Here is a 24121-nt window from a genome sequence, read left to right as displayed (position 1 = left end):
CTCTCCTCCCCGGACTTCGGGACGGCGCCACCGGGATGCCGGTCTTCCTGCGCCGGTTGCAGGGTCGCGGTGGTCAGGACGAAGCCCCAGACCTGATCGAAATCGTCGCGGAGCGTGGACGGGTCGACCGCGACGCCCTCGCCGGCCAGACGGGATTCGACCGGATGCGACTGGAAGAGCTCATCGAGCGACGGCGCCAGCGTCGCGACGGCAACGGTCATCCGCTGGTGGGAGAGGTCGGTGCCGTCGCCGAGCCGGACGACCCACTGAGCCGCGTAGTCCCGGTGGTAGGTGACCTCCTTGACACCTTTCGCCGCGATGGCCGCGAGCATCGGATCACGCGAGCCGGTCAGCCTGTCGAGCAGCGCGAGGCGCCACACCGAGAACGCGCACAACCGGGCCACCAGATGCGCGAAGTCGTCGTCGGATCGTTCGGCGAGGCACACGTTACGGAACGCCGACGGGTCCCGGCGCATCGCCAGATCGTCCTCGTCACGTCCCCACCCTTCGGCGACGCCCGCCCGGGTGAGCAGCAGCCGGGCCTGGCCGAGCAGGTCGAGGGCGATGTTGGCCAGGGCGAGTTCGTCCTCGAGCTCGGGCGCCCGGGTCACCCACTGTTGCAGGCGATGCGACATGATCAGCGCGTCGTCGCCGAGCATCAGGCAGTACGCGGCGAGGTCGGCGCGGTCCACGCCGTCCGGCAGATCGCCGGGCACGCCGGCGAGCGGATCGCTGAACCCGGTGCCGTACGCCCACCGGGCATCGTCCTCGTGATCGGTCAGCGCGTCGTACGCGTCGTCGAAGGCCATCGTCATCCTCAGATGTGCGGAACCGAGTCGGGGATCGCGTAGTGGGTGGGATGCCGGTAGACCTTGTCCTGGCTGGGCTCGAACATCGCGTCCTTCGCCAACGGATCACTTGCCGCGACGGCGTCCGAACGCACCACCCAGATGCTCACCCCCTCATTGCGACGGGTGTAGAGATCCCGCGCATGATGCAGCGCCATCTCGTGATCGGCCGCCCGCAGCGACCCCACGTGCACGTGGTTGAGCCCTCGCTTGGCCCGCACGAACACCTCGAACAGCGGCCACTCATGCCTCTCCATCGAGCCCTCCCGTCCCGGGGCCGGCGGCCCGGCTCGTCCTGACGGCGTGCGCGGCCGCGGCGGAGCGGACCCAGGCGCCGTCCTCGTCGGCCCGCCTGCGGCGATCGAGCCGCCGGCGGTTCATCGGCCCGTCGCCGGAGATGACCCGCTTGAGCTCGTCCCAGTCGGGTTGGCCGAAGTCGTGGTGGCCGCGTTCCTCGTTCCACCGCAACGCCGGGTCGGGCAGGGTGACACCGAGCGCCGCAGCCTGCGGAACCGTCATGTCGACGAAGCGTTGCCGCAGCTCGTCGTTGGTGTGCCGCTTGATCTTCCAGGCCATCGACTGCGCGGTATTCGGGGACTGCGCGTCGGGCGGGCCGAACATCATCAGCGACGGCCACCACCAGCGGTCGACGGCGTCCTGCACCATCTCCCGCTGCCGTGGCGTCCCGTGCATCATGGTCATCAGCAGCTCGTATCCCTGCCGCTGATGGAACGACTCCTCCTTGCAGATGCGGATCATCGCGCGGGCGTAGGGCCCGTAGGAGCTGCGGCAGAGCGGCACCTGATTGCAGATCGCCGCGCCGTCGACCAGCCAGCCGATCACTCCGACGTCAGCGAACGACCGCGTCGGATAGTTGAAGATCGACGAATACTTCTGCTTGCCGTCGATGAGCCGACGGGTCAGATCCCCACGGTCGGCGCCGAGGGTCTCCGCCGCCGAGTAGAGGTAGAGCCCGTGGCCCGCCTCGTCCTGCACCTTGGCGAGCAGGATGGCCTTACGCCGCAACGTCGGCGCCCGGGTGATCCACTCCCCTTCCGGCTGCATCCCGATGATCTCGGAGTGCGCGTGCTGGGCGATCTGGCGGACCATCGTGCGCCGATAACCGTCCGGCATCTCGTCAGCCGGCTCGATCCGCTGATCCCGCGCGATCGCCTGGTCGAACCCGCCGCCGCCCGCCGCCGGTTTCTCGCCGCCGAGCCCCTGGTCGGCGGCGACCCCGGCCCCTTGCCGGCCCACCGGCCCGGCAGAGGGTGGGGTGGGACCCACCGGCCCGGCAAGGGGTGGGGTGAAGGGAGGAGGCGATGCGGAAGGAGGCGCCGCAGCCGCCGAAACGGAACCGGTGGAGGGCGGCAGGGCGGACGGGGAATGGCGTGAGGAAGAGGGCGATGGGCCGGTCATGACGGGTCCACGGTGGGGAGGTGGCGGCGGGACTGGAGGGTGAAGAAGCGGCCGGTCACGAACCAGTCGTCGGTCAGCGAGGCGGTGGCGGCCGGGTTGGCGCCGGTGCCGTGCAGGTCGCTGAAGGCGGCGGTCTGGTTGACGAAGACGCCGCCGGTCAGATTCTCCGAGAGGTGGACGCCGGCGTCGAGGGCGGCTGTGCGGGCCGCGGCCAGCACCGACGGGGACGTGGAGTGGACCAGGGCGGTCAGCGCGCCGTGCGCCCGCACCGTCTCCGTGAAGATGCGCAGGCTGTGCTCGGTGGAGTCGGTCGTGATCAGGAACGAGACGGGGCCGAACCACTCCCGGGTGTAGGTCTTCTCGTCGGCGGCGTCGAGGCGGGCCACCAAGGGTGTCCGGATGGTCGCGCCGGGGAACTGCTCGTCGGCGATCGCGGTCGACGGGTGGATCACGCCGGTGGCGGTGCCGGCCTCGGCGAGGCGGGCGGCGACACCGTCGTTGACGATCGCGCCGAGGGTGCCGCCGGCCCGCCGGGGGTCGCCGAGCAGCTTGTCGAGGGCGGCTGTGAGGTCGGCGCCGAATTCGTCGGGGCTGCGGCGCCCGGCGTCGGTGGCGATGCCGTCGCGGGGGATCAGGATGTTCTGCGGGGTGGTGCACATCTGGCCGCTGTACAGCGACAGGGAGAACGCCAGGTTGCCGAGCAGGCCCCGATAGTCGTCGGTGGAGTCGAGGACGACGGTGTTGAGCCCGGCCTTCTCGGTGTAGACGACGGCCTGGCGCGCGTTCGCCTCCAGCCAGTCGCCGAACTCGCTGGAGCCGGTGAAGTCGACGATCCGCACGTCGGGGTGGGTGGCGAGGGTGGCCGCGATGCCGTCGCCCGGCTCCTCGGCGGCGAGCGTGACGATGTCGGGGTTGAGCCCGGCGTCGCGCAGCACCTCGCGGCAGACCTGAACGGTGAGGGCGAGGGGCAGCACCGCGCCCGGATGCGGTTTGACGATCACCGGGTTGCCGGTGACGAGGCTGGCGAAGAGCCCGGGGAACCCGTTCCACGTGGGGAAGGTGGTGCAGCCGATGACGAGGCCGACACCCCGGCCGACGACGGTCGACGTCTTCTCCAGGGTGAGCGGGCCCTTGGCCCACGGCGCGGAGGCGGGCAGCCGGGTGGTGGCGGCGAGCGCGAACGCGACGGCCTCGAGACCGCGGTCGAGCGCGTGGGCGCCGCCGGCCTGGAAGGCCATCACGAAGGCCTGGCCGGTGGTGTGCTGCACGGCGTGGGCCAGCTCGAACACCCGGGCGTGGAGGCGGCGCAGGATCTCCGCGGCGACCCCGGCCCGGCCCTGCGGACCGGCGTCGCGCCAGCCGGGGACGGCGGCACGGGCGGCGGCGACCAGGGCGAGGGGATCGGCTTTCGGATAGCTGACGCCGAGCTCGATGCCGTAGGGCGAACGCTCGGTGGAGACGCTGCCGACGGCGCCGGGCACGTCGATCGGGAAAGCCTGCCCGAGCAGCGCGGTGAAGGCCCGGTCGCCGGCCGGAGCGGCCTCCTCGCCGTAGACCTTCTTGCTGGGTGACTCGGGGAAGGCGGACCAGTAGTCACGGGCCGAGGCCGCCGAGATCGCGCGGTCCAGCAGCTCGCGGTGGGCGTGGTAGAGCTCAGCGGGACTCGTCATGCCGTCCATTAACCGCCCGATCGGTCGGTAAATCAAGGGCTAGATTTTCACCTGTGAAGAACACGGACAGCACCCGGCGCCGCGGCCGCCCCGGCCACGATCAGGACGCGGTCCTGACCGCCGCCGTCCGGCTCTTCAACACCCACGGTTACGACGCGACGAGCATGTTCGACATCGCCGAGTCGCTCGGCATCACCAAGTCGACCCTCTACCACCACGTCAGCAGCAAGGAGCAGCTGCTCACCATGGCCGTGGACCGGGCGCTGGGCGCCCTGGAGGCCGCCGCGGACGAGGCCACCAGGAGCGGGAACGCGGCGACCGTACGCCTCAAGCAGTTGATCCGGGACAGCGTCCTGGTCCTCGCCGACCGCCTGGAGTTCGTCACGCTCCTGCTGCGCGTGCACGGCAACACCGTCGCCGAGCAGCAGGCCCTGACCCGCCGCCGGGCCTTCGACCGCACCGTCACCGACCTGGTGAAACAGGCCCAGATGGAGGGTGGTGTCCGCGCCGACGTGGATCCGGCGACCGCGGCCCGGCTGCTGTTCGGCATGGTGAACTCACTGATCGGGTGGTACCGGCCTGATAGGGGCGCCCCGCAGTCCATTGCCGACACCGTCGCCGACCTGGCCTTCGACGGTCTGCGCACCCGCTGACCCCCGCTCGGGGGATCGCCGGGCGGGGCCGCGCCTTGGCACCATTTGCCAACAACCGCGTCGGCCTGTGTCGTCATCCCGTCTTCGCTGCCGCATGCCGCTGCCTAGTGTGACCGCTGAGAGATGCCTGCCGATTGACTTGGCGGAATTCCGGCCGGCCTCGACTCGCGTCCTCCCGCGATCACGGAAATGCGATCGGTCACGGATAAGCGATCCATGACGGAAATGCGGCCGATCTCGATAAGCGATCGCCCACAAAGTGGACATGTCGACAATTGCACTACATGAGCGAAGGGATTCACCATGCCCCGCCTCGCACACGGTCGACCGATCACCGACGACGACGTCGCCGGAGCCCTGCAGGATCTCGCCGCCGTCGCCACCCGTTCGCCGGTGGCGTTCGCCCTGGCCCCACCGGTCAGCTCACACCCGTTCGATCTGCTGTTCCCGACGTTGCAGGAGGACGAGGCGAACCTGCTGCCCCGGTTACCGGACACCCCGGCCAAGCTGAAGCGGCTGGGCGGAGCGATGACCGACGACAACCCGGCCGACAACGGGCCGATCCCGGCGGTCTACACCTACTTCGGGCAGTTCGTCGACCACGACATCACCCTGGAGATCCAGCGGTCGGGAATGGGTTCCGGCGGCATGGCGGTGCTGCTCGACCCGGGGATGCAGCCGCTGTCGCTGGACCAGATCCGGGCCGTGCTGCGCAACCAGCGCACCGCCACCCTGGACCTGGACAGCCTCTACAGCCTGCCGGCTCCGCGTGACCCGCGGAACGAGAGCAGGCTGCTGGTCGGCAAGGTCGCCAGGACCAACCTGCCGAATCCGCCGTTCGTGCGCCCGAAGGGCAAGGGCGACGACAACGACGTGCCGCGCGAGCCGCGCAGCGCTGATTTCGAGCATGACCGGGCCGCGCTGATCGGCGATCCCCGCAACGACGAGAACACCATCATCTCGCAGCTGCACGTGGCGTTCCTCAAGGCGCACAACGTGCTGATCGACCAGGGTCTGCCGTTCCGTGAGGCCCGCCGGGTGCTGCGCCAGCACTATCAGCACATCGTGATCCACGACTTCCTCAAGCGGGTCGCCGATCCGGCGATCGTCGAGGACGTCGTGGTCAACGGCAACCGCTGGTTCAACCCGTACGCCCAGCCGTTCTTCATGCCTCTGGAGTTCGCGGTCGCCGCCTACCGGTTCGGGCACTCGATGGTGCGCGGGCTGTACAACTTCAACTCCAACTTCCGGGTCGGCGGCCCGGCGAACGCCTCGCTCGATCTGCTGTTCACCTTCACCGCGCTGAGCGGGCAGCTCGGCGAGGACCTCGGGGCGGGACCGTTCGACACGCTGCCGGAGAACTGGATCATCGAGTGGGAGAACATCGCCGGCTCCGGCGACACCGTGCAGAAGGCCCGGCGGATCGACACCACCCTGGCCTCGTTCGGGATCGACACGCCGACCGGTGGCTCGCTGTTCGGGCTGCGTAACCCCAAGGGAGAGAAGGAGACTCCGCCGGACGCGGCTCGTCTGGCCGTACGCAATCTTCTTCGGGGTTATCGTCTGCGCCTGCCGACCGGTCAGGCGATCGCCGACCTGATCGGCGTGGAAGCGCTCGGCAAGGACCAGATCCGGGCGGCGGCGGCCAACGACGCGCAGCGTGCGGCCCTGGACGAGAGCGAGTTCCTGACCCGGACACCGCTCTGGTATTACGTGCTGGCCGAGGCGAAGGCCCTGCACAACGGCGACCACCTGGGACCGGTCGGCAGCACCATCGTGGCCGAGGTGCTGGTCGGCCTGGTGCGCCGCAGCGAGGACTCGATCCTGAAGTCGCCGGGCTGGAAACCGACCCTGCCGTCGGAGCGGCCGAACCACTTCGAGCTGGCCGACCTGCTGCGGCTGGCGAAGGTGCTGCCCGGCGCGCAGGCGCTGCCGCGGACGTACACGGTGCAGCGCGGTGACACGCTGTCCGGCATCGCCGGGGCGCGGCTCGGCAACCAGGCCCGCTGGCCGGAGATCTTCGTGCTGAACCGGGCCACCATCCCGAACCCGAACCGGATCTTCCCCGGCCAGGTGCTCCTGCTGCCGCCGGAGCAGCCGACCGGCCCGATCCCGCGGCTGTACACCGTGGTCCGCGGCGACAACCTCACCAGGATCGCCCGCGAGCAGCTCGGCGACGGCGACCGCTGGCGGGAGATCTTCAACCTGAACCGGGACGTCATCGCCGACCCCGACCGCATCATCGTCGGGCAGGTGCTGGTGCTGCCGAACAACTGATCAGAGCAGCGGCAGCAGATGCCGCCGGACCAGGTCGAGCGCCGGCCGCCAGTCCGGTGGCAGCCGGTCGGCCGGCGGCGGTCCCAGGGTGAAACCGGGATCGCCGGTGGTGACCACGACGGCGCCGGGCAGCACGATCACGTGCTGCCCGGCCCAGCCACCGGCCATCACGTACCCGTCGCCGATCCAGACGCCGTACCCGTAGGGCAGTCCTTCCGGTGGGCCGCCGGGGGTGTGCGCCCGCATCATCGCGGCCGCGAACGCCGGGTCCATCAGGGACGGCCGGCGCCACTCCTCGGCGAGCCGGCCGAGCGATGCCGCGGACAGCCGCAGATGGGCGAAGCCGTAGGTGACACCGTCCGGATCGGCCGGCCACTCGGCGTCCCGGATGCCCAGCGGGTGGAAGAGACGCGCGGCGGCGTAGTCGGCGACGGATCCGCCCAGGGCTTCGGCCAGATGCGCGGAGAGCAGGTGGAACGCGCCGTCGTCGTACCGGAACTCCCGGCCGGGCGGATGCTCCCGCGGGGCGGCGGCGAACCGGGCCACCTGCCCGGACCGGAGGGCCGTCACCTCGTCGGTGTCGTCGACCCGGGCGCCGCGGGTCATGGTGAGCAGATGACGCCAGGCGGGATCGAGGACGCCGTCGCGGGCGGCGATCCCGCACACGGTGGCGAGCACGGTCTTGGTCACCGAGAACACGTCGGCCACCAGCGGGCCGCCGTAGTGCTCGTCGAAAACGGTCGCGCCGTCGATTCGGACCAACAGATGGCTGGTGTGGGCATAGCGCGGATCCCGCGCGATCTCCGCGCCGATCGCCCGGCAGGCGTCCTCGATCAACGGCATGACGCGATGATGCCACGCACGGTTCAGCGGTAGAGTCGCGGCCGGTCCGCCATCGCGACTTCGACCCTCTTCCCGGTACGCAACGCCAGCACCGCCGCCGCCGAGACGGTCGTGGCCGCGTACCCGTCCCACGCGTCCGGTCCCGTCACCACGCCGCCGGCACGGACCGTGTCGACCCATTCGCGCAGCTCGACGTCGTACGCCGCGAGGAATCGTTCCCGCCAGTCCGCCGGGATGGGAGTGGTGAGCCGCCCGGTCCGCCGTACCGCGACCGGGCTGAGTTCGCCGAGCGCCGCCGTCCCGCTCTCGCCGAGGATCTCGCCGCGGATGTCGTAGCCGTACTGCGCGTTGACCGAGATCTCCACGTCGGCGAGCACCCCGTTGGCCAGTTCCAGGATGAGCAGCAGCGGGTCGGGCAGTTCCCCGGCGTGGCTGCTGGGTCGGGGACGCAACACCCGTACCGCTTCGATCTCGGTGCCGAACATCCACCGCACCATGTCGATCTCGTGCACCGCGGTGTCCGCGATCATGTCGTCGGGCGTGTAGAACGACGGGACGTGGGCGTTGCGGTGCGCGCAGTGCATCATCAGCGGCGCCCCGATGGTGCCCCGGTCCAGTTCCCGCTTGAGCGCCCGATAGGCCACGTCGTAGCGGCGCATGTAGCCGACCTGGACCAGGCGCCGCCCGTACGCCGATTCCGCCTCGAGGATCCGCAGGCCGGCGGCGGACGTGGTGGCCAGCGGTTTCTCGCAGAAGACCGGCTTGCCGGCGGCGATCGCCGCCAGCACGTACTCCGCGTGGGTGCCGCCCCACGAGCAGATCAGCACGGCGTCCACCGACGGGTCGGTGATCAGTTTCGTGCCGGGCAGCACCCGGGCGCCGATCGCGGCGGCGACCCGCCCGGCCAGTTCGTCGTCCACATCGGAGACCGCGGTGACCCGTGCGCCGGACAGCACGGTGGTGAGCCGCCGGATGTGTTCGCGGCCGATCATGCCGGTGCCGATCACCCCGATGGAGAGGCTCACGCCGGCCGCCGTAGTTCCCGGGCGAGTTCGGTCAGCTCGTCACCGCCGGACATCTGTGCGGTCAACTGGTCGAGGGTGACCGCGCCGCGGCGGGCGTCGAGCACCGTCGCGCCGAGTTTGAGCACCACGAAATGGTCGCCGACCAGGTGCGCGTGGTGCGGGTTGTGGGTGACCAGGACGACACCGAGGCCCCGGTCGCGGGCGGCGGCGATGTAGCGCAGCACGACACCGGACTGGTGGACGCCGAGCGCGGCGGTCGGTTCGTCCAGGATCAGCACCCGAGCTCCGAAGTGGACGGCGCGGGCGATGGCGACGCTCTGCCGCTGGCCGCCGGAGAGGGTGCCGATGGGCTGATCGATGTCGGCCACCGCGATGCCCATGTCGTTCAGGGCGGTCTCGGCGGTCCCTCGCATCTCGCGGATCCGCAGCCGGCGCAGCGGGAACCGGCCGGTGGTGAGCTCGGAGCCGAGGAAGAAGTTGCGCCACACCGGCATCAGCGGGACCACCGCCAGGTCCTGGTAGACGGTGGCGATGCCGAGGTCGAGCGCGTCGCGCGGGGACCGCAGCACGGTCTCCCGGTCGTCGATGTGGAACCGGCCGGCGGTGTGCGGGTGCAGACCCGACATGATCTTGATGAGGGTCGACTTGCCGGCGCCGTTGTCGCCCAGCACGCAGGTCACCTCACCGGCGTTGACCTGTAGGTCGATGTCGTGCAGGGCGCGGATCGGCCCGTACGACAGGCCCACTCCGGACAGTCGGATCACCGGAACACCCGCCTGAGGTAGAGGTTGACCATGACGGCGGCCAGCAGCATCACGCCGAGGAAGGCCCGGAACCAGTTCGGATCCCATCCGGCGTAGACGATGCCCAGGCTGGTCATGCCGAACAGGAACGCGCCGATGGCGATCCCGGTGGCGTTGCCGAACCCGCCGGTCAGCAGGGTGCCGCCGACGACCGCGGCGATGATGTAGAGGAACTCGTTGCCGACCCCGCCGCCGGCCTGCAGCGTGTTGAACCGGTACAGGTTGTGCATGCCGACGAACCAGGCCAGGAACGAGACCGCGAGAAAGAGCCCGATCTTGGTACGGACCACCGGCACCCCCGCCGCCCGGGCGCTGTCCGCCGCGCCGCCGACCGCGTGGATCCAGTTGCCGCCGCGGGTCCGTTGCAGGATCCAGCCGGAGATCAGCACGAACAGGATCCACCACAGCACGGTCCCCCAGACGGTCACCGGGCCGACCTCGAAACTCGACGAGAAGATCAGGCCGAGCGAGTGGAACCCGTCGATGGCGCTGACGTCCGGGCTCGCCACCGCCCCGGTGACGAGTTTGGTGACGCCGAGGTTCGCGCCCTGGAGGATGAAGAACGTGCCGAGGGTGATCAGGAAGCTGGGAATCCCGGTCCGCATCACCAGCCACCCGTTGAGGAAGCCGACCGCCAGGCAGAACAGCAGCGACAGCGCGGCGCCGGCCCACAGGTCGACGCCGAGGTACCAGCAGAACATCGAGTTGACCAGCCCGGCCGAGGTGACCAGCACCCCGGCCGACAGGTCGAACTCGCCGCCGATCATCAGCATCCCGACGCCGACCGCGACGATCCCGATCGTCGACGACTGGTAGAGCACCGTGAAGAACGACTCGAGCGACCGGAACGCCGGCGCGACGGCCAGGAAGAACACGAAGATGACACCGGCCGCGGCGAGCGCGCCGATCTCGGGTCGCCGGGTCAACGGGTGTTCTTCTCGACGTACGGCAGGATCGTGTCGATGTTGCTCTTGTCCACGAACGACGGCCCGGTCAGCACGGCCTTGCCGCCGCCCAGGTCGTTGCCGTTCTTCAGGTACAGGTAGAGGGACGTGACGGCCATGTAGCCCTGGGCGTACGGCTGCTGATCGATCGCGAACTCGATCTTCCCGTCCTTGATGCGGTCCGCCGTCTCCTTGTTGAGGTCGAAGGTGGCGATCTTCGCGGTGCTGCCGGCCTGGATCGCGTCGAGCGCGATCGGCGCCCCGAGCGTCACCACGTAGTCGATGGTCCGGTCCTGGGCCAGCTTCGCCTGCAACGTCGACGTGACGGCCGCGTCGTCGGCCCCGTTGACCTGAAGGTTCTCCGTCCCCGGCACGGCGCTCTTGACACCGGCGCAGCGGGCTTCGAGCGCCACCGACCCGGCCTGGTGGATCACGCACAGCGGATGCTTCGCCCCGGACGCGGCGATCCGCTCGCCGACACTGGTCCCGGCGACGGTCTCGTCGGAGCCGAAGTACATCAGCGCGCCGAGATCCCGGTAGCGTTCGATGCCGGCGTTCAGCCCGACCACCGGGATCCCGGCCGCCGTGGCCGCCCTCACCGATCCGGCGAGGGCGTCCGGCGTGACCAGGGTCGTCGCGATGCCCTGCACCTTCGCGTCGACGGCCTGCTGGATCAGGACGGCCTGCCGGGTGGCGTCCGGGTCGTTGGAGAAGCGCACCTGCACGTCGACGTCCTCGGCGGCCTGCTGGGCCCCGGACCGCACGATGTTCCAGAACGTGTCGCCCGGTGTCTCGTGCGTGACGAAGGCGATCGTGTACCCGGTGGCCTGCTGCGGTTCCGCCCGCCCGCCTTCACTGCACGCGCTGATCAGCAGCAGCGTCGCGACCCCGGCGGCGAGTACACGTCTTCTCATGCGAAACCTCCCAGCGATGTCAGGTACGAGTGGGTACGGCGGGCGATCGGCAGCGGGGTGTCGAAGTCGCACGGGTACATGTCCTGCTCGACGACGACGAACAGGTCCCGCCCGAGCGCGGTCAGGGCCTCGATCAGCGGCGGGTACTCCGGAACCCCCGCGGGCGCGGTCACGCTCACCCCCATCGCCACCGCCTGGCCGAAGGCCAGATCCTCGGCGGTGGCCCGGTTGGCCAGGTCCGGGTCCATCTGCTTGAGATGTACGTATCCGACCCGCTCCGGATATCTGCCGATGAGCCCCAGCACGTCCGCCCGCCGGTACGCCAGGTGCCCGACGTCCAGGCAGAGCGACACGAACCGCGGATCGGTGCCGTCCAGGAACCGTTCCACCTGCGGCTGATACTCGACCTGGTAGTCGGCGTGCGGGTGGAAGCGGAACGCCAGCCCGTACTCCTCGGCCAGCAACCGCCCGAGCAGTTCGCTGTTGGCCAGCAGCACCCGCCACTGTCCTTCGCCGAGCTCCGCCGCTTCGAGGTATCCGCCGGTGCGGTCGTCGCGGTATCCGGGCACCGGCACGAACACCACCTCGGTGCCGCCGACCGCCCTGGTCAGCTCGGCGACCCGCCGGGTCTCGGCGAGCACCGCCGCGAAGTCGCCGTGCGGACCGCCGGCCCCGCCGACCGTCCCGCCGGTCACCCGCAGCCCGCGGGCGGCGATCTCGTCGGCGAGCCGGCCCGGGTCGGTCGGCAGGTAGCCGTAGGGCCCGAGCTCCAGCCAGCGATATCCGGCTCCGGCCAGTTCGTCGAGGAACCGCTGCCAGGGGGTCTGGCGGGGGTCGTCGGCGTACCAGACGCCCCACGAGTCGGGGCAGCTTCCCAGACGCAGCACGGCCGTCACCGGCCCGTCGGGAAGTAGAGCGACGCCTCGGACGACGCCGCCGACGACGGCCACCGCTGGGTGACCACCTTCGACCGGGTGTAGAAGGCGACGCCCTCCGGGCCGTAGATCGGGCTCTGCCCGAACAGCGAGTCCTTCCAGCCGCCGAACGAGTGGTACGCCATCGGCACCGGGATCGGCACGTTGACGCCGATCATGCCGACGTGCACGCCGCGCTGGAACCGGCGGGCCGCCTCCCCGCTGCCGGTGAAGACGGCGGTGCCGTTGCCGTACGGATTCCGGTTGATCATCTCGATGGCGGCGTCCACGTCGGCGACCCGCAGCACCGAGAGCACCGGCCCGAAGATCTCCTCCCGGTACACGTCCATCGCCGGGGTCACCTGATCCAGCACGGTCGGGCCGACGAAGAAGCCGTCCTCGTACCCCGGGATCTTGAGCCCTCGCCCGTCGGCCGCGACCGTCGCGCCCTGCCGCTCGCCCACGCTGATCAGATTCTCGATCCGTTCCTTCGCGGCCGCCGTGATCACCGGTCCCATCCGGCTCGCCGGATCGTGTCCCGGTCCCACCTTGATCGTCGCCGCCTTGAAGGCCAGCAGATCCACCAGCCGGTCCGACTCGCCGACCAGCACCGCCGCGGAGATCGCCATGCACCGCTCGCCCGCCGACCCGAACGCCGACGCGATCAGATGCTCGGCGGCGAACCCGGGATCCGCGTCCGGCAGGACGACCGCGTGGTTCTTCGCGCCGCCGAGCGCCTGCACCCGCTTGCCCGCCGCGGTGGCCCGCTGATGGACGTGCCGGGCGATCGGGGTGGACCCGACGAACGACACCGCGGCGATGCCGGGATGGTCCAGGATCGCGTCGACGGCGACCTTGTCGCCGTGCACCACGTTGAAGACGCCGTCCGGCAGACCGGCCCGCTGCCACAGCCCGGCGACGTACCCGGCCGACGACGGGTCCCGCTCGCTCGGTTTGAGCACGAAGGTGTTGCCGCAAGCGATGGCGATCGGGTGCATCCACATCGGCACCATGGCCGGGAAGTTGAACGGGGTGATCCCGGCGACCACCCCGAGCGGCTCCCGGAAGCTGAACACGTCCACCCCGGCCGACGCCTGATCCGAGTAGGTGCCCTTCAGCAGTTGCGGGATGCCGCAGGCGAACTCGATCACCTCGAGGCCGCGCTGCACCTCCCCGGCCGCGTCGGAGAGCACCTTGCCGTGCTCGTGCGAGACGATCTCGGCGATCTCCTCGCTGTGCGCGTTGACCAGCTCCCGGAAGTTGAACAGGATCCGGGTGCGCTCGCTGAGCGAGCTCTGGCTCCACTGCGGGAAGGCCGCGGCCGCCACGCCGACCGCGGTGTCCACGTCCTGAACCGAGGCGAGCAGCACGTCGTGCAGCTGACGGCCGGTGGCCGGCTGATACACCGGTGCGCGGCGGGTCGAGTTCCCGCCGGTGTTACGTCCGTTGATCCAGTGCCCGATGGTGGCCATTCAGAGCCCTCCCGGTCGCAGATGGTGGCGCTGGTCGCGTTTGCCGGCGAGATATCCGCCGTGTGCGTCGCGGGTGGTCTGGAGGGTGGCGACCTCGGCGACCGGCACGTCCCACCAGGCCTCCGACGACGGCGCCGACGGCTCCGGGCCGGTCTCGATATGCAGGACGGTGAGCCGCGCCGCGTCCCGGGCCGTCTTCACGCCCTCGACCAGGTCGGCGATGCCGCGGCAGCGGATCACCGCGGCGCCCAGGCTCTCCGCGTTCATCGCCAGGTCGACCGGCAGGCGCGGGCCGTCGTAGTCGCCGCTGCGCGGGTTGCGGTACCGGTACGCGGTGCCGAACCGCTGCGAGCCGACCTGCTCGGACAGGCCGCCGATGGACGCGAACCCGTGGTTCTGCACGATGACCACGATCAGTTTCAGGCCCTCGGCGACCGCGGTGGCGATCTCCTGCGCCATCATCAGGTAGGACCCGTCGCCGACCAGGGCGAACACCTCGCGGCCGGGGTCGGCGAGCTTGATGCCGAGGGCGCCGGCGATCTCGAAACCCATGCAGGAGTAGCCGTACTCGACGTGGTACTGCTTCGGGTCGCGGGCCCGCCACAGCCGCTGCAGGTCGCCGGGCAGGCTGCCGGCGGCCTGCACCACCACGTCGCGTGCTCCGCACGCCTCGTTCACCACCCCGATCACCTCGGCCTGGGTGGGCAGGTCACCGCTGCCTCCCCGGCCCCGGTACGCGTCGTCGACGCGCCTGTTCCACGCCGCGACCTGCTCCCGGTAGTCGGCGCTGAACCGGCGGCCGTGCAGCGCCGGCAGCAGCGCGCTCAGCCCCGCGCGGGCGTCTCCGGTCAACGCCAGCGCCGACAGTTTCCCGGCGTCGAAGCCGGTCACGTTCAGGTTCACGAACCGCACGTCCGGCCGCTGGAACACGCTGCGCGAGGCGGTGGTGAAATCGGAGTACCGGGTACCGACGCCGAGCACCACGTCGGCGTGCCGGGCCAGCCGGTTCGCGACCGGGCTGCCGGTCGCGCCGATCCCACCCACCGCGCACGGATGATCCCAGTTGAGCGCGCCCTTGCCGGCCTGGGTGTCGGCGACCGGGATGCCGGTCTCGCGGGCGAAACGGTCCAGGGCGGCGGACGCCTCGGAGTAGATCACTCCCCCGCCGGCGACGATCAGCGGCCGGGCGGCGCCCCGGATCACGGCGGCGGCCCGCTCCAGGGCGAGCGGATCGGGGGTGTGCCGGGGCACGTGCCAGACCCTTCTCGCGAACAGTTCGTCCGGGTAGTCGTACCCCTCGGCCTGCACGTCCTGGGGAAGGCAGACCGTGACCGCGCCGCACTCCGCCGGGTCCGTCAGCACCCGCATCGCCCCGAGCAGCGCCGCGGGCAGCTGCTCGGGCCGCCAGACCCGGTCGAAGAACCGGGACAGCGGCCGGAACGCGTCGTTGACCGACACGTCGGCGGACCGTGGATCCTCCAGCTCCTGCAGGACCGGGGTGGCCACCCGGGTGGCGAAGACGTCCGACGGCAGCAGCAGCACCGGCAGCCGGTTGACGGTGGCCAGCGCCGCGCCGGTGAGCATGTTCGTGGAACCGGGACCGATCGACGCCGTGCAGGCCATCGTCGACAGCCGGTTGCGCATCCGGGCGTACCCGACGGCGGTGTGCACCATCGCCTGCTCGTTGCGGGCGAGGATGAACGGCATTCCGGACTGGCCCAGCCGGGACTCGCCGGTACGCTGCGCCTGCAACAGCGCCTGCCCGATCCCGGCGACGTTGCCGTGCCCGAAGATGCCGAGGAAACCGGCCACCGCCCGCTGCTCGACGCCGTCCCGCTCGGTCCACTGGTTCGCCAGGAAACGCACGACGGCCTGGCCGACCGTCAACCGTTGCTTCACCCGCGCCTTCTCTCCCGAGTCGAGGTCAACGGCAATCTGGCGTCGACACGTTCGGCGGCCCAGCGGCCGCGCACCCAGCCGTGCGCCGGATCGTCGCGGACCAGCCAGCGGCGGATGCCGGGGCCCGCCATCACGTTGAGGTAGTAGAGGTCGTAGCCGGGCGAGGCCATCGACGGGCCGTGCCAGCCGTACGGGATCAGCACCACGTCGCCGGAACGGACCTCGGCGCACACGTCGATCGGGCGGTCGGGGTGGCCGTACACCCGCTGATAGCCGCACCCGTGACCGCCCGCCGGCGAGGCGGCGACCTCGAAGTAGTAGATCTCCTCCAGGCTGCACTCGTCCGCGTGCTGCTCGTCGTGCTTGTGCGGCGGATACGACGACCAGTTGCCGCCCGGTGTCAGCACCTCGCAGACGATCAGCCGGTCGGTCTCGAACGACTCCGGGGTGCAGAAGTTGTTCACCTGGCGGCTGGCCTGCCCGGCGCCGCGCAGCTCCACCGGCACGTCCTCGGCCGCGCCGTAGCGGAACGGAAGCGTCCGCTCGGCGCGGGCGGCAGGCAGCGCGAAACGGCCGCCGTTCGGGGCGCGCAGGGTCACCGTGCAGCCGCGCGGCAGATAGGCGAAATCAGTCACCCGGGAGAAGACCGAACGGCGGCCGGTCAGGGTCAGCCGTTCGTCGTCGCAGGCCACGTCACAGCCACCAGCCAGCGGCAGGACCAGCACCTCGTCTGAACCGGTCATGAAACGGACCCGGCCGCCGACCGGCAGGTGCACCACGCGCAGCCCGCTGTACTCCCAGCCCGCCGTCTCCGGCGTGATCAGCACGTCGAACGGCCGATCCGCCGAACTGCCGCGCGGCACCAGGGGATTCACGCGCGCCTCAGTCATGGGCACGCACCTCCTCCTCCGTCGGCATGGCGTCCGAGCAGGACAGCCGCGACGCGACGATGGCGCCGGCGACCCCGGCGAACCGCATCGTCTCGGCGAGGGGCCAGCCGGCCAGCAGCCCGTGGCAGAGCGCGCCGCCGAACGCGTCCCCCGCGCCCAGCCCGTTCAGCGTCTCGATCTTCATCGGCGGGATCTCGACGCGTTCGGCGGCTGTCGCCGCGAAGACCCCGGCCGGCCCGCGTTTGATCACGGCGAGCCTCGGGCCCGCGGCGATCAGCCTGGCCGCGGCTTCTTCCGGGTGCGGTACGCCCACCGCGGTCTCCACCTCGTCGAGGTTGCCGACCACGACCGTGGCCATCGGCAGCGCCTCCGCGTACCAGTGCCGGGCCTCGTCCCGCGACGCCCAGAACATCGGCCGGTAGTCCAGGTCGAAGACGGTGTGATCGGTCAGCTCGCGGGCCCGCAGCGCGGACAGGGTGGCGGTGCGCGACGGCTCGGCGCTGAGCCCGGTCCCGGTCATCCAGAACACTCCGGCCGCCCGGATCGCCGCGAAGTCCAGATCGGACTCACGGATCTCCAGGTCCGGGGCCTTCGGGTAGCGGTAGAACGTCAACGGGAAATGGTCCGGCGGGAAGATCTCGCAGAACGCCAGCGGGGTCGGCAGCCCGGCCACCGACGCCACGAAACGGTCGTCGACGCCGAAGTCGCGCAGCGCGTCATGCAGGAAGTCGCCGAACCCGTCGGCGCCGGTACGGGTGATCACCGCGGCCCGGCGCCCGTACCGCGCGGCCGCGACGGCCACGTTGGACGGGCTGCCGCCGAGGAAGCGCCGGAACGTGCCGACCTGTCGCAACGGCACGCCGATCTGTTCCGGGTAGAGGTCCACGCCGATGCGCCCCATCGTCAGCACCTCGTCTGCGAGCATGCGCATCCCTCCGGCCGGCGATGCGCGGCAGCGGCGGGTAACCGGTCGGCAACGCTGCGTTGGACCTGGTTACGATGAAATTACGCGCATGCGGACACGTCAAGGGGGCGGACGCATCGCGTCCGCCTCGTGACTGTCACTTTCAGACTGCGCGCCGCATCCGGGAGAAGGGCGTGCCGTCCGGCAGATAGATCTCGAACGGCGTCATCGGCGTGTAACCATGCCGCTGGTAGAGGCGGACGTTGTTCTCGTTCGTCGCCTCCGGACAGGCGGGCACGCCGTCCACCAGTTCGGTATCGACGAGATCCATCCGGCGCCACAACATCGATGCACCGAGCAGCGCCGAGACCGAGACCGAGGGTGGCCGGCGAAAGCAACGACTTGCCACGAATCGAGTCATGAGCCGTCAGACAGAGATCATCGGCGGGCGGTAGCTGCGGCGGCGCCACTGCGGGTTCTCCTCTCGACGCGCCTGAAAAGGTGCCCGCGAGCGCCCTCCGAGATGAGGGGAGACGTCAATGAAGCAGTTACGTAGCGCTTCCCCAGCGCAGCGGGACGGCACCCGCGGATCAACGCAACGTCCAGGCGACGAGCATCAGTTCCACTGTAGGCGCTGTGGATCCCGCTGCTGCTCAGGGGCTTTAGGCAACGACCTTGAAACGTGACGCTCCGCTTGGGGTGTCCTCGAGATAATGGATATCCACATAACAGCTACCACTCAGGGTAACTAGTTGCGGAATCAACTAAATCGGCGTAGCGTTGGCGAAAAGGTTGAAGCTTCAACGGAGGTCACCATGCGGATGCCCGCCCTCTTCCTCAGCCACGGCGCACCGCCGCTGGTCGACGACCCCACCTGGACGGCACAGTTGCGCGACCTCGCCGCCAGCCTGCCGAGACCGAAAATGATCCTGGTCGCATCGGCTCACTGGGAGTCCGCACCCCTCATGCTCGGAGCCACCGAGACCGTGCCGCTCGTCTATGACTTCGGGGGTTTCGCCCCGCGCTACCACCAGGTGCGGTACAACGCTCCAGGTGCTCCCGAACTAGCCGACAAAGTCGCGAAATCGATGCCCGATCACCAGACGGTCGCCCGCACCGACCGCGGTCTCGACCACGGTGCGTATGTGCCACTCACCGTCATGTACCCCGACGCCGACATCCCCGTCCTGCAGATGTCCCTGCCCACCCTCGAACCCGATCGCCTGCTCGAGATCGGCCGCCGGCTCGCCCCGCTGCGCGACGAGGGAGTGCTCGTCATCGGCTCCGGATTCACCACGCACGGCCTGCCGTTCCTGCGCGACTGGCGGCCCGAGGCGGCCGCGCCCGGCTGGTCGGCCGAATTCGACGCGTGGACCGCCGAGACCCTGTCCCGCGGCGCCGTCGACGAACTCGCCGACTTCCGCGACCGTGCCCCCGGTATGCCGTACGCGCATCCGACGATCGAGCACTTCGCCCCGATGTTCCTGACCCTCGGCGCGTCCACGGACCCGGCTCAGGCACCCGACCAGCCGATCGAGGGTTTCTGGATGGGCCTGGCCAAAAGATCGTTCCAGGTCGTATGAGCCTATCGATTTCTCAGCATGCTTGCAGAATCTTTGGAGATCCTGTGAAGCATGCTTGAGGTCTCCGCGCTCGGGTGGACCGTCACCATCGGTGTCATCGTCGCCCTGCTCGCCCTCGATTTGACGCTCGGGGTGCTTCGTCCACACGTCGTCGGCTTTCGCGAAGCCGCCGGCTGGTCCATCTTCTATATCGCCGTCGCGATCGTCTTCGGCGTGGTATTCGCGAACGTCTACGGCTGGGGCTACGGCACCGAGTATTTCGCCGGCTACATCGTCGAGAAAAGCCTCTCCGTCGACAATCTGTTCGTCTTCGTCATCATCATGACGACGTTCGCCGTTCCCGAGCGCTTCCAGCAGAAGGTGCTGACCTTCGGCATCATCATCGCGCTGATCCTGCGAGTGATCTTCATCGTGGTCGGCGCCGCCCTGCTCAGCGCCTTCTCGTTCATGTTCCTGGTGTTCGGCCTGATCCTGCTCTACACCGCCGTACAACTGTTCCGGCACCGCGACGAGGATCCCGACGTCGACGAGAACGCGCTGGTCAAGGCCGCCCGCCGGTTCCTGCCCGTGACGGAGGACTACGTCGAGGGCAAGATGATCACCCGCATCGACGGCAAACGCATGGTCACACCGCTGTTCCTGGTCCTGCTGGCGATCGGCGGCACCGACCTGCTGTTCGCCCTCGACTCGATCCCGGCCGTCTTCGGCGTCACCGACCAGGCCTACATCGTGTTCGTCGCCAACGCGTTCGCCCTGCTCGGCCTGCGTGCCCTGTTCTTCCTGGTCAAGGGCCTGCTCGACCGCCTGGTCTACCTCTCCACCGGCCTGTCGATCATCCTGGCCTTCATCGGCGTCAAGCTGGTGCTGCACTGGGCCCACAAGGACATCAGCGCTTCGGTCCCCGAGGTCGCAACCCCGATCTCCCTCGGCGTGATCATCGGCATCCTGGTCATCACGACAGTCGCCAGCCTGCTGAAATCCCGCAAGGACCCCTCCTTGAAGGCCCACGCCGGCAGCCTCCGCGCCAACCCCGCCGACCACCAGCACCCCGCCCAGCACTGATCCCCGTGGGGGCCGTCACGGCGGCCCCCACACCCCACCGACCGCCCTCCGGTCGCGGTCACCCCGGGCTGGTTGTCACTGCCGACTCGGAAGTGGGCCATCGCCGCAGCTCATGCCTTGATCGAAAACGTTATGCCAACCGCACCGAGCGGCCGACTTTCACGCACGGCACGGGCGTCGCAAGGACACGGATGGCTGGCTCAGCAGCGCTGCGACAGCACCCACAGCCAGCCGGACGAAATCGCGACCGACCGGGACCGCTCAACGCCGCATCCGCCGTAGCAGGGCTGAGCACGGTTCGTCGAGTGCCCGGCTCCCGGTGGGGTGGCACAGGGCGCCGAACATCCTCAGCACCGCCCGAATCTCCGCGACCACCCGCGACTCGTCCGGCCGGGGATCTCCGTCGACGCAACTCCTCCTCCGGGGATCTCCGTCGACGCGGCTCGTTGACCGAGATCTCCGTCGACGCGACTCGTCCGCCGAGATCTCCGTCGACACGGCCGTCCCCCGAGATCCCCGTCGACGCGACTCGTCCGCCGAGATCCCCGTCGACGCGACTCGTCCGCCGAGATCCCCGTCAACACGGCCGTCCCCCGAGATCCCCGTCGACACGGCCGTCCCCCGAGATCCCCGTCGACACGGCCGTCCCCCGAGATCCCCGTCAACGCGACTCGTCGACCGGCCCGCCCTCGGGGTCAGGAGTTTGCTCTGCGGCGCCGTGCGGCGGCGCCGGCTCACTCTTCGCCCCTGGCGTTCGCCGCGGTGCCCTCGGTGCTGCCGCCTCGTCCTCCGGTGCCCGCCGTGCCCGGGGAACTCGTGGACCGGTCGCCCGGCCGGTGCCGGCGGTCCTGTTCTCCGCAGCGGGCTCCGGAGACTCCACCGGATCGCCGGGCCCGTCAGCCCCGCCCCGCGAGCCGGTAGCGGCCTCACCGCCCTGACCGCCGGACGTCCTCTTCCGTGGGGACGGCGTCCGCCGGCCCGTACCGGACGCGGGTCTTTCTCCCACACCCGCAGATCCGGAAAGCGAATCGCCGCCTGCTTCCGCGCCTCCACCCGGCATTGTCTTCCGTGTGCTTGGCGTGCTCCGCTTCCTCGGCGCCGATTTTCGGGGCGCCGGGACAGAGCGTCCCGCCGTTTCCGGCGCGGGCGTCCCCGGCGATTGCTCAGCCTGGGTTCGGTCCGCCGTGCCGGCAGTCTCCCGCCCCGCGGCCACCTGCCCCGACACAGTCCCCCTAGACATCTCGGGCGACTCGGATTCCGCCGTTGCCGGTGCTGCCGCAGTCTCCGCCGGTTCTCGCCCGCTCGCTGTCGGCTGCGAATCCCCTTTCGCAGCTGCCGCTCCCCGACCGACGCCATCCGCTTCCGCCCCCACTTCGCTTACGGGGTCAAGGGCGTCGCTCTGCGGGCCCGGGCCCGCGAAGGCCGGCTCATCGACGCCGCCGCCCGCGGGCCGCCGCACCTCGCCGCCTTCCGCAGAACCCCGCGGCTTCGCAATCTCCGTAGATCCCCGGGGCTCGCCGCCCTCCGCAGAACCCGGCAGCTCGGCTGTCTCCGCAGTACCGCGCAGCTCGGTGATCTCCGTGGACCCCGGTGGCTCGCCACCCTCGCCGGATTCACGTGCCTCGGTGCCCATCTCCCTGGCGGCGGGACGGTCGGGCGGTGGGGTCTCGTCCGGAGCGAGGGGCGGGCGGCCGGTGCCGATCACGGCGTACACCTCAGGGCGCTGGCGCCGTAGTTTGCGACCCCATACCAGGCCGGCGATCAGGACCAGCAGGTACAGCAGGGTCGGCGACCAGATCTTGACCACGTTCTCGCTGTCCAGTAGCTCCCCGAAGAACGCGATCGTGAGCAACAGCACGAGCCAGAGGAAGACGTTGGCGATCCATGGCGCGATCCGACGTCGCCAGAGCGTCTCCCCGTGGTCGGACCGGCCGAAGAACCGCACGACGGCGACCGACGCGATGGCCATCAGGATGAGCACTCCGAGACCGCCGGAGACGGTGCCGAAGAAGAACAGATCCTTCGTCGGATTCCACGCCGCCGCCGCGAAGATCAGCAACACGACGAGGGCGAGGGCGGACTGCGCGGACGACGCCGCCACTGGTACGCCCCGACGGGTCCGTGCCAGCGCCTGCGGCAACACGCCTTCCCTGGCGACGGTCAGACCGTAACGGGCGACAGTGTGATGGAAGGCCAGCATCGCGGCGAACAGGCTGGTGGCGAAGAAGATCCGCCCGAGATCGACGACAGCCGTCCACAGATAAGGCGCGGGCAGGTAGAAGAACAGATCGTCGAGATGCTGACCGGCGATCACGACGATCTGGTCGGGCCCGGCGACGACCGACATCGCCCACGCGGTGCCCCCGTAGAGGACCGCCGCGACCAGCAGGGTGAACCCGATCGCGCGGGCGACTGTCCGGCGTGGGTCGCGAGCCTCGGCCGCGTACACCAGAGGGGCCTCGAAGCCCACCATGCCCGCGATCGCGGCCACCAACAGCGACACACCGCCCGCGCTGGCGATCAAGGCGGGGTTGAGGGTGTCGAAGGTGACCGTGCCACCGGCCGGGTTCCCGACCATGACGATGTCGAAGAGCAGGACGATCAGCACCTCGGCGCAGACCAGCACGGTGAGGATGCGGGCGTTGAGATCGATGTCGAGCCGGCCGAGCGCGGCGATCACCGCCCAGCCGATCAGCGCGAGCACGATCCACGAGACGTTGATACCGAAGATCGCGAGGGCGTTGTGCGCGGCCACTCCGAACGCGCCGTAAAGACCGATCTGCATCGCGTTGTAGGCCAGCAGCGCGACGAAAGCGGTTCCCACGCCGACGGGCCGGGAGATGCCGATCGATGCGTACGCGTAGAAGGCGCCGCTGTTGGGCACATGCCGCGCCATCGCCGCGAGTCCCACCGCGAACACTCCGAGCACCGCGGCGACCAGCATGTACGCCACCGGAATGCCCTTTTCCCCCACTGAGCCGTAGCCGAGCGGCAGAGCCCCCGCCACGACCGTGAGCGGGGTCATGGCGGAGACCGCGATGACGAAGACCGGCCACGTGCCGAGCTTGCGCTCCGGCTGGGACATGGCGCCTCCCGTGTCGAATCGACGACGAATCGATGACCGCCCTCCATCATGACCCTCAGGGCGACCGAACGATATAGAGAAAAGTCGATCTTGTAACCGGGTTTCCCTTCGTTGTTGGGCCATATCGGCCCGTCACGAGCCGTCGCTACCGCCACTCGTCCTTCCAGCCCACCGCGCAGCGCCGGTCGCCGGACAGCGGCGGTCGCCGGGCCGGCTCGCCGTGGATTCGCTCATGGGGACCCGTCGAGTTCCATGGCGTAGACCCGGACCGGGCGTCCGCACGACGGCTCGATCGTCTCGCGTTCGAGGCTCATACCCAGCTTGATCATCACCCGAGCCGAGGCCTCGTTGCCGACCTGATGAATGCTGACCAGTCGTTTCAGGCCGAGATCGGCACGCGCGTGATCGACTACCGCAGTGGCAGCCTCGGTGGCCAGCCCTTGTCCCCAGTGCTGTCGCCCCAGCCGCCATCCGATCTCCACGGCCGGCAGGATCTCCGGAAGAAACGTCGGCACCGCGAGCCCGGTGAATCCGGCCAGCTCACCACTCTCCCGCAGGACCAGGGCGAAGAGGCCGAACCCGTGCTCCTCCCAGTGGCGCCGGTAGATGTCGAGCCGCTCCGCGGTCCCGGCGCGGTCCAGCACGCGGCCGTCGCCTATCCATCGCATGACCTCGGGCTGGGCGGTGATCTCCGCGAACGCGTCGAGATCCGCCTCCCGCCAGCGGCGCAGCACCGTCCGGGCGGTGACCAGTTCGTTCATCGTGTCGCTCCTTCGCGCCTGGGCCGACGATCATGCCGAAACCCGCGGTCTTGCCGTGCCGCTCCTCGTGCCGAGGCCCGCGGTCATGCCGGAACCCACGATCTTGCCGTGCCGCTCCTCGCGCCGAGGCCCGCGGTCATGCCGGAACCCGCGGT

The 24121-nt window shown here is 70.1% G+C and carries 21 protein-coding genes; 4 read left to right on the top strand and 17 right to left on the bottom strand.

What is annotated here, in order from left to right; all coding sequences use genetic code 11:
* The 4 genes from paaC to paaN all read right to left on the bottom strand — a co-directional run.
* On the bottom strand, positions 1-809 hold an 809-nt coding region (gene paaC / locus Aut01nite_RS17435), incomplete at its 3' end, for a 1,2-phenylacetyl-CoA epoxidase subunit PaaC (protein WP_204037569.1).
* An 8-nt stretch (positions 810-817) separates the two neighbouring features.
* Positions 818-1105, bottom strand: coding sequence for a 1,2-phenylacetyl-CoA epoxidase subunit PaaB (gene paaB / locus Aut01nite_RS17430; RefSeq protein WP_043527736.1), 288 nt, complete (start codon positions 1103-1105; stop codon positions 818-820).
* The gene (gene paaA, locus Aut01nite_RS17425; RefSeq protein ID WP_083999357.1) at positions 1092-2105 is read right to left on the bottom strand and encodes a 1,2-phenylacetyl-CoA epoxidase subunit PaaA; all 1014 of its coding nucleotides are present in this window, start codon (positions 2103-2105) and stop codon (positions 1092-1094) included. Before paaA ends, paaB begins: the two co-directional genes overlap by 14 nt.
* Positions 2106-2263: 158 nt before the next feature.
* Positions 2264-3937, bottom strand: coding sequence for a phenylacetic acid degradation protein PaaN (gene paaN / locus Aut01nite_RS17420; protein ID WP_083999377.1), 1674 nt, complete (start codon positions 3935-3937; stop codon positions 2264-2266).
* A gap of 53 nt (positions 3938-3990) precedes the next feature.
* On the opposite strand from paaN, the gene Aut01nite_RS17415 reads away from it, so the two are divergent.
* Positions 3991-4590: a TetR/AcrR family transcriptional regulator gene (locus tag Aut01nite_RS17415; RefSeq protein ID WP_043527741.1), complete on the top strand. Its 600-nt coding sequence runs from the start codon at positions 3991-3993 to the stop codon at positions 4588-4590.
* Positions 4591-4893: 303 nt separating this feature from the next.
* Entirely contained in the window at positions 4894-6867 is a 1974-nt protein-coding gene (locus Aut01nite_RS17410) for a LysM peptidoglycan-binding domain-containing protein (RefSeq protein WP_052164035.1), read from the top strand.
* On the opposite strand, the gene Aut01nite_RS17405 is transcribed toward Aut01nite_RS17410, so the two are convergent.
* The 11 genes from Aut01nite_RS17405 to Aut01nite_RS17355 form a co-directional block, all read right to left on the bottom strand.
* Positions 6868-7710, bottom strand: coding sequence for a serine hydrolase domain-containing protein (locus Aut01nite_RS17405; RefSeq protein WP_043527742.1), 843 nt, complete (start codon positions 7708-7710; stop codon positions 6868-6870). It lies immediately after the preceding gene.
* A gap of 23 nt (positions 7711-7733) precedes the next feature.
* Positions 7734-8735, bottom strand: coding sequence for a Gfo/Idh/MocA family oxidoreductase (locus Aut01nite_RS17400; RefSeq protein ID WP_043527744.1), 1002 nt, complete (start codon positions 8733-8735; stop codon positions 7734-7736).
* On the bottom strand, positions 8732-9499 hold the full coding sequence (locus tag Aut01nite_RS17395) for an ATP-binding cassette domain-containing protein (protein WP_043527746.1): 768 nt from the start codon (positions 9497-9499) through the stop codon (positions 8732-8734). The genes Aut01nite_RS17400 and Aut01nite_RS17395 overlap by 4 nt, the downstream gene beginning before the upstream one ends.
* Positions 9496-10464, bottom strand: a complete 969-nt coding sequence (locus Aut01nite_RS17390; protein WP_043527747.1) for an ABC transporter permease — start codon at positions 10462-10464, stop codon at positions 9496-9498. The genes Aut01nite_RS17395 and Aut01nite_RS17390 overlap by 4 nt, the downstream gene beginning before the upstream one ends.
* On the bottom strand, positions 10461-11396 hold the full coding sequence (locus Aut01nite_RS17385) for a sugar ABC transporter substrate-binding protein (protein WP_043527749.1): 936 nt from the start codon (positions 11394-11396) through the stop codon (positions 10461-10463). Before Aut01nite_RS17385 ends, Aut01nite_RS17390 begins: the two co-directional genes overlap by 4 nt.
* Positions 11393-12292, bottom strand: a complete 900-nt coding sequence (locus Aut01nite_RS17380; protein ID WP_043527856.1) for a sugar phosphate isomerase/epimerase family protein — start codon at positions 12290-12292, stop codon at positions 11393-11395. The genes Aut01nite_RS17385 and Aut01nite_RS17380 overlap by 4 nt, the downstream gene beginning before the upstream one ends.
* Positions 12289-13782 (bottom strand): CoA-acylating methylmalonate-semialdehyde dehydrogenase, encoded by a 1494-nt coding sequence (locus Aut01nite_RS17375; RefSeq protein WP_043527751.1) that lies wholly within the window; start codon positions 13780-13782, stop codon positions 12289-12291. The genes Aut01nite_RS17380 and Aut01nite_RS17375 overlap by 4 nt, the downstream gene beginning before the upstream one ends.
* Complete coding sequence (gene iolD / locus Aut01nite_RS17370; RefSeq protein ID WP_043527753.1) at positions 13783-15681, bottom strand: 3D-(3,5/4)-trihydroxycyclohexane-1,2-dione acylhydrolase (decyclizing); 1899 nt, start codon at positions 15679-15681, stop codon at positions 13783-13785. It abuts the gene before it with no gap.
* Positions 15678-16571, bottom strand: coding sequence for a 5-deoxy-glucuronate isomerase (gene iolB / locus Aut01nite_RS17365; protein WP_043527754.1), 894 nt, complete (start codon positions 16569-16571; stop codon positions 15678-15680). Before iolB ends, iolD begins: the two co-directional genes overlap by 4 nt.
* Positions 16564-17496 (bottom strand): 5-dehydro-2-deoxygluconokinase, encoded by a 933-nt coding sequence (iolC, locus tag Aut01nite_RS17360; protein ID WP_043527756.1) that lies wholly within the window; start codon positions 17494-17496, stop codon positions 16564-16566. The genes iolB and iolC overlap by 8 nt, the downstream gene beginning before the upstream one ends.
* A 142-nt stretch (positions 17497-17638) precedes the next feature.
* Entirely contained in the window at positions 17639-17806 is a 168-nt protein-coding gene (locus Aut01nite_RS17355; RefSeq protein ID WP_201775567.1) for an N-acetyltransferase, read from the bottom strand.
* A gap of 484 nt (positions 17807-18290) precedes the next feature.
* Between Aut01nite_RS17355 and Aut01nite_RS17345 the strand changes: the two genes are divergently transcribed.
* On the top strand, positions 18291-19058 hold the full coding sequence (locus Aut01nite_RS17345) for a dioxygenase family protein (RefSeq protein WP_201775561.1): 768 nt from the start codon (positions 18291-18293) through the stop codon (positions 19056-19058).
* A gap of 51 nt (positions 19059-19109) precedes the next feature.
* A complete protein-coding gene (locus Aut01nite_RS17340; protein ID WP_043527758.1) occupies positions 19110-20120 on the top strand; it encodes a TerC family protein in 1011 nt (336 codons plus the stop codon).
* Between the two features lie 661 nt (positions 20121-20781).
* Here the strand turns inward: Aut01nite_RS17340 and Aut01nite_RS43535 are convergent.
* Both Aut01nite_RS43535 and Aut01nite_RS17330 read right to left on the bottom strand, forming a co-directional pair.
* Positions 20782-23205 carry an APC family permease gene (locus Aut01nite_RS43535; protein ID WP_052164036.1) on the bottom strand — a complete coding sequence of 808 codons (2424 nt, stop codon included), beginning with the start codon at positions 23203-23205 and terminating at the stop codon, positions 20782-20784.
* Between the two features lie 230 nt (positions 23206-23435).
* Positions 23436-23966, bottom strand: a complete 531-nt coding sequence (locus Aut01nite_RS17330) for a GNAT family N-acetyltransferase (protein WP_043527760.1) — start codon at positions 23964-23966, stop codon at positions 23436-23438.
* Between the last annotated feature and the right edge of the window lie 155 nt (positions 23967-24121).

Origin of the sequence: Actinoplanes utahensis (assembly GCF_016862455.1) — a bacterium.
Taxonomy (GTDB): domain Bacteria; phylum Actinomycetota; class Actinomycetes; order Mycobacteriales; family Micromonosporaceae; genus Actinoplanes; species Actinoplanes utahensis.
Note: the sequence above shows the minus strand (reverse complement) of the source record. Positions and strands in the feature narration are given on the sequence as shown.

Excerpts from the sequence above, each read along its gene's own strand:
- paaB (WP_043527736.1), bottom strand. The coding sequence starts at position 1,105 with ATGGAGAGGCATGAGTGGCCGCTGTTCGAGGTGTTCGTGCGGGCCAAG.
- paaN (WP_083999377.1), bottom strand. The coding sequence starts at position 3,937 with ATGACGAGTCCCGCTGAGCTCTACCACGCCCACCGCGAGCTGCTGGAC.
- Aut01nite_RS17410 (WP_052164035.1), top strand. The coding sequence starts at position 4,894 with ATGCCCCGCCTCGCACACGGTCGACCGATCACCGACGACGACGTCGCC.
- Aut01nite_RS17405 (WP_043527742.1), bottom strand. The coding sequence starts at position 7,710 with ATGCCGTTGATCGAGGACGCCTGCCGGGCGATCGGCGCGGAGATCGCG.
- Aut01nite_RS17385 (WP_043527749.1), bottom strand. The coding sequence starts at position 11,396 with ATGAGAAGACGTGTACTCGCCGCCGGGGTCGCGACGCTGCTGCTGATC.
- Aut01nite_RS17375 (WP_043527751.1), bottom strand. The coding sequence starts at position 13,782 with ATGGCCACCATCGGGCACTGGATCAACGGACGTAACACCGGCGGGAAC.
- iolB (WP_043527754.1), bottom strand. The coding sequence starts at position 16,571 with ATGACTGAGGCGCGCGTGAATCCCCTGGTGCCGCGCGGCAGTTCGGCG.
- iolC (WP_043527756.1), bottom strand. The coding sequence starts at position 17,496 with ATGCTCGCAGACGAGGTGCTGACGATGGGGCGCATCGGCGTGGACCTC.
- Aut01nite_RS17355 (WP_201775567.1), bottom strand. The coding sequence starts at position 17,806 with ATGGATCTCGTCGATACCGAACTGGTGGACGGCGTGCCCGCCTGTCCG.
- Aut01nite_RS17345 (WP_201775561.1), top strand. The coding sequence starts at position 18,291 with ATGCGGATGCCCGCCCTCTTCCTCAGCCACGGCGCACCGCCGCTGGTC.
- Aut01nite_RS17340 (WP_043527758.1), top strand. The coding sequence starts at position 19,110 with ATGCTTGAGGTCTCCGCGCTCGGGTGGACCGTCACCATCGGTGTCATC.
- Aut01nite_RS43535 (WP_052164036.1), bottom strand. The coding sequence starts at position 23,205 with ATGTCCCAGCCGGAGCGCAAGCTCGGCACGTGGCCGGTCTTCGTCATC.
- Aut01nite_RS17330 (WP_043527760.1), bottom strand. The coding sequence starts at position 23,966 with ATGAACGAACTGGTCACCGCCCGGACGGTGCTGCGCCGCTGGCGGGAG.